General features: G+C 64.1%; 1 protein-coding gene. It reads left to right on the plus strand.

The window, feature by feature from the left end; genetic code table 11:
* Positions 1-657 precede the first annotated feature (657 nt).
* Positions 658-1,624: hypothetical protein (locus E1258_RS32530; protein WP_132407804.1), on the plus strand; the 967-nt coding region annotated here is incomplete at its 3' end.

A 1,624-nucleotide genomic window follows, 5' to 3' on the forward strand; every position in this document is an offset into this window, starting at 1 on the left:
CCCCAAGCCCCGAACGACCGGCGGCGCTCCCGAAGAAGCGTCACCAGACCGGCCGATGAAACCCGGCGGGCAGACCGCCACGCGGTCACGTGCGTACCAGTACGCCTCCGCCAGCAGCACCCTGTCAACCAGCATCACCAGCAGCCAATCGCAACGTTCCCCGGACCCAACCAGACGCAATGGCACCCGCCAACCCGCACTGGCACCCAGTAGCACGGAATCCCGGCCGACACAGGCAGAAGAATCTTGGCCAGCCGGCTCGGGCTTCTCACATTGCGAGACGGTGCACTCGCCGGCAGGCCGTCAGAGCCCACGTCGCCGTTTCCCAGCCGCCGGAACCGCATGCCGAGCCTCGCCAGCAACAGCAGGGGCGGACCGGCGGACGAGCCCCGCCCCGGCGGCCCCACCTACAGCGCGAAGGCGTGCTCAGCCGACAGCTCTTCGATGTCGGCCCGATCTGGCACTACCAACACGACACCCACCCAGAGACGACAAGATCCACGAGCAGGCGATGCCCAAGCCCAAGCCCTCTCATGTCGATGGCAGTGCACCTGATCAGGGCATGTTGGACGAAAGCGCCGGTCACCTGGTAGGCATTAGGCCACTGGAGGTTGGCTGCACTTGCGGGTCCCGCAACGATCAGTGCCGTGACCCCACTTGGCGCGCGAGAAGAAGGCGGAGAGGCGATTGGGAGGCACCAATTCTATCGACTGGGACCACCTCAGTCAGCCGGAGTTCGATCGGCGGGTCGAGGCTCTACTCTGTCGGCTGTACAGCGGCCCGGACGACAATGTGCGGGTTTACGACGGTCGGGGTGGCGACGGCGGTCGTGACGTCGTCGTCCAACAGGGACAGCGTCTCCGCATCTTCCAGCTAAAGTACTTCCGAGACGGATTCGGAACCGAACGCCGAACGCAGCGCAGACAGATCGTCAACTCGTTTCGCGAAGCCATGGCACATCAACCCCACGAGTGGATCTTGGTAATTCCAACGAACCCGACTCCCAGCGAGGAGCGATTCGTCCACGAACTCGGTGCGGACCACCTGAATCTCAAGATTCGCATTCTGGCGAGGGCCGAGCTCGACAACTGGTTCGCCAGGCATGCCGACCTTGTGGATTACTTCAACAGGGATCAGCTTCGAGAAGCTGCCGAAGCCTTCCAGCAGGAGCAGGCGATCCTTGCGGGCGGACTAGCCGATCTGACCGCACGAACCCGAGCGCTTACGCGCGTCGCCGACACACTGGACCCTCACTGGGCTGTCAGGACGGTGGTGGATGGCGACGCGATTGTGCACCGGATCCAGGCGAAGCACCCGCATGCACATGTCGTCTCACCGATGGGCTTAACAATCAGTGACGATGCGCTTGGGCCCGAGCACGCCGACCTGCGACCGGTCTTGCGACGGGTCATCGGGTTCGGCAGTGCCGAGCGGCTGATCCTTCCGCCTGAGGTTACGCGGAACCTCACCTACACTGGGCCGCCTTGGTTAGCTGCACCCAGCGGTCACCTGGAGATTGAGGCAGTTTCGGCTGCACTGCCGACGGACCATGAAGTGACAGCACGACTGACCGCGCATGCCAGCGATGGCCAGCCCATCGCCTCTTTTCAGGGCACCGTGGGGC

Origin of the sequence: Micromonospora sp. KC207, assembly GCF_004348615.1 — a bacterium.
Classification (GTDB): Bacteria; Actinomycetota; Actinomycetes; order Mycobacteriales; family Micromonosporaceae; genus Micromonospora.